Below are 6,196 nucleotides of genomic sequence, written 5' to 3' on the forward strand. Positions count from 1 at the left end.
TATATTATATGGATTAGGGGGATGAAAAATGAACGACCGTGATGAAAAAAATCTCACCACACCCTTTAAAGTTGGAGATGATCTTCTCGGAGCTAACAGTGAGATAGCACGGAAATTACGCCAATTTTACATGGAAATTCAAGAAGAAGCGCTACCACGGCGTTTGCTCGAGCTTTTAGAAAAGTTGGAGCGCGCAGAGCAATTTGCTTTAAACAATGTGGAAAAGGTTTGAACCCTTTATGTCAAAATGCGCTAAAAACTTTAAACAAGAACTCCTTTTGGTGTTGCCGGCTCTGCGTGCTTTTGCGGTTTCTTTAAGTGGTAAGCATGATAAAGCCGAAGATTTGGTCCAAGATACGGTGATGAAAGCATGGGCTAAACAAAACTCTTTTGAGATGGGAACTAATCTCAAAGCGTGGCTTTTTACGATTTTGCGCAATGAATTTTATAGTCAAATGCGCAAAAAGGGAAGAGAAGTCCAAGATACCGACGGTGTATTTACCCAAAATGTTGCGGTTCATCCTTCTCAATATGGAACGCTTGATTTGCAGGATTTTAAAAAAGCCTTAAATCTGCTTTCAGCCGATCAAAGAGAAGCCATTATTCTCATTGGGGCATCGGGGTTTTCTTATGAGGATGCTGCAGCTATTTGTGGCTGTGCTGTTGGAACCATTAAAAGTCGTGTAAGCAGGGCGCGGCATCGATTACAGGAGCTTCTTCATGTCGATGGTGAGTCCGATTATGGGCCTGATTCTTATTCTGCTGGGAGTACATTGTGTTCATTTAACGGCTAAAAAAGCATAATAATTATGATGGATAGCCTTGTTTTTTTTATTCTCGTTATAGCTATTACAGTAAAGTCAGTATCTGAGGAAACTCAGAATGTTTGACGTGTATCCTTTGGAACACAAGAAAAGCCTGTATGAAACACTCTCATAGGCTTTTGGTGTTTGTTCCATAAGGTTGCCTTCCTTTGTACCGAAAAATGACGACTTTCAAGTTCGCCAATGGAAATTCTATGACAACAAAAACAAATTTGCTGCCTCAAATGCCTTCTTCTGATGCAACGATATCACGCTGGCGATGGGCAGCAATTGTTGTTTCCCTTGTGATGGCTCTTTTAGCATCGGTTTTTATTATGTTGCTTTCCAATGCCGTTGATCGAGAAGTTGCCCAGTTAAATACAAGTTCAGAATTGCGCGAACAGGCTGATTTGGTGTTGATCAGCCTGATTGATATGGCTGTTGCTGATCGCAGTTATGCAAAAACCCGAAAGCCAGAAGATAAAATACGCTTTGAAAATGCAGAGCGGGAATTGGGAGATATTCTTGATTATATCGAACTTATTGTTTATGCGCATCCACAATGGGATGAATGGTTTAAGGCTTTTAAAGGAGAGGTTGAAGCACGAAAAGCATTTATGAATGCCCATATGCAGGCGCTTGACACAGTTCCTGATCAATCTTCTCAACCTTCTGTCTCGTTGGATGTTTCGAGGATTCCCGTGGCTCGTTTAGCGCAATTGATGACAAGTTTTATTAACGGTGATGATGTGGTGCGACAAAAACAGCGTGAGGGTATCGCATTGATGCGGGCTGCTTTAACATTGGCAGCGATCGTTTCTGTTGTGAGTACTTTTATTTCTGCCTATTTTGTGATTAATCGTTTTCATCGTGATGTGCGTTCTTTAAAATTGTATCAATTGCTGCTTCATAGCGAAAATGCTGCTCTTGAAGCCCGTGTGAAAGAAAGAACCCAAGAATTAGAAAAAGCGCGTAATCACGCTGAGAAAGAACGCCAACGGGTTGAAATATTGTTGCAGGATGCAAGTCATCGTATTGGTAATTCTCTGGGGACGGTGTCTTCTTTGCTGGGGCTTCAATTAAGTCGGAGTAAAAATGAAGAAGTCCGCTCTGTTTTAGGCGCTGCACGGGATCGTATTCAGACAATTTCCACTGCCCATCGTCGTTTGCGCTTGAGTGATGATATGGAAACGACTCTCTTGGCCGATTTTCTCAGTGCTGTTGTTCATGATGTCGAATTGGCGGTTCCTTTTGAATTGCGTGAAAACATTACCATTCACACCAACTTTAAAGATTGTCGATTGTCCTCAAGAGATGCTACAACCCTTGGAATTATCCTCGGTGAATTATTAACCAATTCCTTAAAACATGCTTTTCCTGATCAACGGGAGGGGCATATTTATATCTCCTTTGGTCCTGAGGACAATGGACAATTGATGCTCATTGTTGAAGATGATGGCGTGGGGATGAAAAATCAAACTTTAGAGCAAAAGACAGGTCTTGGACGTGTGGTGGTGGAACAGCTTTGTATGCAATTTGGTGAAAAACCACTTTTTGAAACGTCTTCTTTAGGAGGAACAAAGATTGTTATTCCTTTGCCAAAACTGAGCCACGAAGAGTGCAAAAAAAAATCTCTGACTGATTTTTAAAAGGAATCAATTTTTTTCTGTTTGCTTGTTTTCAAAAGATGCTACACACCTTATCTTTGGGTGAACTGCTGAACAATTCCTTAAAATACATCTTTCCTGATCAAAGGGCTGGCCGTATTGAGATCTCCTTTGATCTTGAGCCCAATAGACAGCCCAATAGACAATTGAATGCTCATCGTAAAAGGTGATGGGGTGGAGATAAAAAGCCAAACTTTAGTACAAAAGATAGGACGTTGTCCGGTATGGTGGTAAAACCGCCTTTATATGCAATTTTGTAAAAAAACTTGCTTTTCAAACTTCTGCTTTAGGAGAGGAGATAAAAATTATCATTCCTTTATCAAAATTCAGCATCAATCGTTAAAATAATTCACCATTTTTTTTAAAAAAATCTTTCAAAACCGGCTTTATGATGAGAGAAGAAAGTATTTTTATAAATTACTACAACCTTTCAAGGAAAATACTTTAATTCCATTGGCCCCTAAAAAATCTTCGGCCAAAACTGGTTTTCCTGTTTTTCTATTATATGCTTGAACGCTAATATTTTTTCCTTGCACATTGACGAGACGGTAGTCTCCTGTAAAGAGTGCTCCTACTATATAGATTGGGATATTTCCAAAGACTGTATCGTTTTCTGCATGACAGTAGAATTGCAGATGTTCGTGTCCTACAAAAATTGCTTTGACATTGTGATTTGTAATAATTGATTTAAATTCAGCGAGTTTTCGAGCATTTTTAGGATGGAGAAAATGCGAATCTTTATCTCCAAAATAGGGACGCGCATCGTGAAAATTGAGAATTGTAACTTTCCCTCTTGCATCAGCAGCTTCTAAATCTTTTTATAGCCACTTAAGAGTGCTTGTTATTCTTACTTGAGTGCTACTGTTAGATAAATTAGCCGTATAAGTTGGGTAATTTTGAAGCTGTACATCGTGAATATCTCCATAATCCTATGAGTAGCTTAGACTTCCTTCTCTCAGGTAAGTACCCTTAAAAAGCGACTTTGCGGTGAGGTTTTGAGAGCAATTTGAAAGGGGCTTTTTTATACTTTTTCATTTCTTTTATCATCCTTTCAACAACGCTTATCGCATAGGCATCGCAGAAAAATTGCATGCTTTAGGAATTATACACCTACCGACATTATCCGCAATAATCATAATTGCCGAGTCTTTCATAAACAGGAGCATCAAGGTTTTTATAGATATCGGCATAGTCATCATATGTTTCTTTTCGACTGTATTTGGTTAAGTCGCTATTCACAATGAAAAACTCTGCTTTGTGTGATTTTAATGCCTGGGCAACTTTTTTATTTTTCTGATCACTTATCTCTGTTTTTTATCGAGTGAAGATCAGCATAATCCAAGCGTCATGGTTTTAGATCAGCCATAATGATAGTCGTATAGCCTTTGTTTGCTTGAGGCTGTTTTTGAGAATGCTCTATCGCTTGTGAAAGGTTACTGTCTTGAGGTTGTTATGTTTTAGAAGAGTTATCATTGTTGTTTGAAAGAAGTTTTAATTTCTCACGTTGTTGAACATTGGAAAGAACACCGTCCCTCTCAATGTTCGTTCTTTTTCTCATTCACTTTTGCAAGTCGATAAGAAAAATTCTTGATTTGAGCTTTTTATTTTTTGCTTTATCCAATTTCTTTATGGTTAAAGCTTCCTTTCTCGTTGTGCATTTTCCTTTTCTTCAATCTTAACTGAAATAACAGAAATTATTAGATTTTTAGCTCCATTGATGCTTTTCTTATTTGCTGAATAATTTTACAATTTTTCTGATTGCATTTTTGAGACTGTTACACCATTTTGCGTGTGATAAGGTGTCGCTATCGCTTTTTCAGAGATAAAAAAGAAAGGAACCAAAGCTATAATAATAATTATGTTTATTATTGCAGCTTTCATAAACTTAATCCTTTTTAATTATTTATTATCGTTGTATTATAAAATATAAAATAATTTTATACAATATGTGTTTTACATATTTTACATTTATGAAAATTTCAATTAAAAATTTAAGAAGGCAAATTTTATATTATTTATTTGTTGTTTGTAGAAAAATTTAAACTTTGTTATTCCTCATGATCTTTTTCGATATAGAGAAGAATGCGCTTTTCAGATTCTTGATAGAATATATAAGGGAAGAGTCACTATTTTTCTTTATAATTTCACCTTTACGTCTTGATAAGGCAATAGAGCTTATGCCTATTTTAAACATTGCTCTATTTTTTTTGTGTATCCGTTTTCTTTAAACTATTCTTAAGCGCGGAAATCCCTTTGAGGTCTTTTAAACTCTTAGGTTTTTTTTGAAAGACTTTGAAAATGCTGTTAAGCTTTTGTGAGAAAGACACTTGCACGGTGCTTTTCATGCTTTAAGTTTCTTCAGAGGGTCTTATCGGGCTGTTGATTAAGGAATCAATATTGTTTTTTTCTTGTAAGAATGTTTGCAGGTCTTGATTGGTTAAGGCTTTGCTATCAGGTATACGGATACGCATGGGATCAACTTTGACGTCATTGACGATGATTTCAAAATGACAATGGGGACCGGTTGCCATCCCTGTTGTTCCAACATAGCCGATGACCTGTCCTTGTCGTACTTTCACGCCTGGTTTTATATCTGGTGCATAACGGCTTTGGTGTGAATAACTGCTGACATATCCATTCGCATGTTGAATTTCCGTATGGTTTCCATAGCCGCCTGTGACGCCTACTTTTGTAACAATACCATCTCCTACAGCAATAATGGGAGATCCTTTAGGGGCCACCCAATCAACCCCTGTATGCATGCGCACATAGCCTAAAATAGGATGTTTGCGCGGACCAAAGGGGGAACCAAAAACGCCATTGGGTGTGGGTTTGCGCAGTAAGAAAGGCTTTGAACTCTTCCCTTCAGAATCATAATAATCAACGCTTCCGTCTTTTAATTGATAACGGTAATATTTATAAGTTATATTGCCAAAAGTTGCACTAATATAACGAATTTCCGGATCAGTGCTTTGAGAGGGTTCTTTTACTTTCTTTTTGCCGTTTTGGGTTTCTTTATCGCTTTGGGGAACGGCATAAAATATTTCGATTTGATCATTGGGGGTTATTCGGCTTTTCATATCAATATTGGTGGCAAGCAGACGAATAAGACGATAAGAAAGCGATTGTGATATATTGTGGCTAAGCAAGGCACTATAGAGTGCATCATAAGCCGTTGGTAATTGTGCGCTATTGATATAAGAATGGGGAATACCATTTTGAAAAGCCGTTTTCAGTGCTTTAGACATCTTAGGCTCTGTGCTTTCAATGAATTGACCTTTATCATTGAGGGCAATGGTGAGAACATGATACATCCCGTGATAAATACTTGCGCGTACGAGATGGTCTTCTTCTCCAGCTTGTGTCACGATACCAATGCGTAATAAACTTCCCTCTTTAAGCGTATCGGAAAGGCTAAATTTTTCGAGAGTGCTGACAACTTGTTCAATTTGATTCTTTGTGTAACTGGTTTTTTTGAAAGCATCAGCGATTTTTTGTTTTTTACGAATAGGAATAATATCTTCAACATAATTTTTTGCCAAATCGATTCGCTGATTTTGAGGAGAAACGGTTACATTTTCTTGAACGATTCGGACTTCAGGCGATTCTGTTCCTTGGGAATCAGAAGAGGCATCTTCTAATTTTAAAGGATCGATGAGTGTAAGAACCGAAAGGAGTTCACTACTTTTTTCTAAAGTAAATCCAGCTTTTTGTACCTCTTGTTGC

The 6,196-nt window shown here is 37.7% G+C and carries 5 protein-coding genes (1 of these 5 running past the window's edge); 3 read left to right on the forward strand and 2 right to left on the reverse strand.

Annotated features, from left to right (window positions below; genetic code table 11):
- Positions 1 to 28: 28 nt before the first annotated feature.
- From T429_RS0107450 to T429_RS0107460, 3 genes are all read left to right on the forward strand, one after another.
- A complete protein-coding gene (locus T429_RS0107450) occupies positions 29 to 232 on the forward strand; it encodes a NepR family anti-sigma factor (RefSeq protein WP_005774781.1) in 204 nt (67 codons plus the stop codon).
- 7 nt (positions 233 to 239) lie between these two features.
- Complete coding sequence (locus T429_RS0107455; RefSeq protein ID WP_005774782.1) at positions 240 to 794, forward strand: RNA polymerase sigma factor; 555 nt, start codon at positions 240 to 242, stop codon at positions 792 to 794.
- Positions 795 to 1,018: 224 nt separating this feature from the next.
- Positions 1,019 to 2,452 carry a sensor histidine kinase gene (locus tag T429_RS0107460; RefSeq protein ID WP_005774783.1) on the forward strand — a complete coding sequence of 478 codons (1,434 nt, stop codon included), beginning with the start codon at positions 1,019 to 1,021 and terminating at the stop codon, positions 2,450 to 2,452.
- Between the two features lie 1,761 nt (positions 2,453 to 4,213).
- On the opposite strand, the gene T429_RS10640 is transcribed toward T429_RS0107460, so the two are convergent.
- Together T429_RS10640 and T429_RS0107485 are read right to left on the reverse strand one after the other, a co-directional pair.
- Positions 4,214 to 4,351 carry a hypothetical protein gene (locus tag T429_RS10640; RefSeq protein ID WP_005775302.1) on the reverse strand — a complete coding sequence of 46 codons (138 nt, stop codon included), beginning with the start codon at positions 4,349 to 4,351 and terminating at the stop codon, positions 4,214 to 4,216.
- Positions 4,352 to 4,818: 467 nt separating this feature from the next.
- Positions 4,819 to 6,196, reverse strand: the 3' portion of a protein-coding gene (locus T429_RS0107485; RefSeq protein ID WP_005775303.1) for a M23 family metallopeptidase. 602 nt of this gene lie beyond the right edge of the window; the window shows 1,378 of its 1,980 coding nt (coding positions 603-1,980); the start codon falls outside the window, past its right edge — the gene reads right to left on this strand; its stop codon occupies positions 4,819 to 4,821.

Source organism: Bartonella elizabethae F9251 = ATCC 49927 (assembly GCF_000518165.1).
Taxonomy (GTDB): Bacteria; Pseudomonadota; Alphaproteobacteria; order Rhizobiales; family Rhizobiaceae; genus Bartonella; species Bartonella elizabethae.

Bases quoted from the DNA above. Each gene is read 5' to 3' on its own strand.
- T429_RS0107450 (WP_005774781.1), top strand. From the start codon at position 29: ATGAACGACCGTGATGAAAAAAATCTCACCACACCCTTTAAAGTTGGA.
- T429_RS0107455 (WP_005774782.1), top strand. From the start codon at position 240: ATGTCAAAATGCGCTAAAAACTTTAAACAAGAACTCCTTTTGGTGTTG.
- T429_RS0107460 (WP_005774783.1), top strand. From the start codon at position 1,019: ATGACAACAAAAACAAATTTGCTGCCTCAAATGCCTTCTTCTGATGCA.
- T429_RS10640 (WP_005775302.1), bottom strand. From the start codon at position 4,351: ATGAAAGCTGCAATAATAAACATAATTATTATTATAGCTTTGGTTCCT.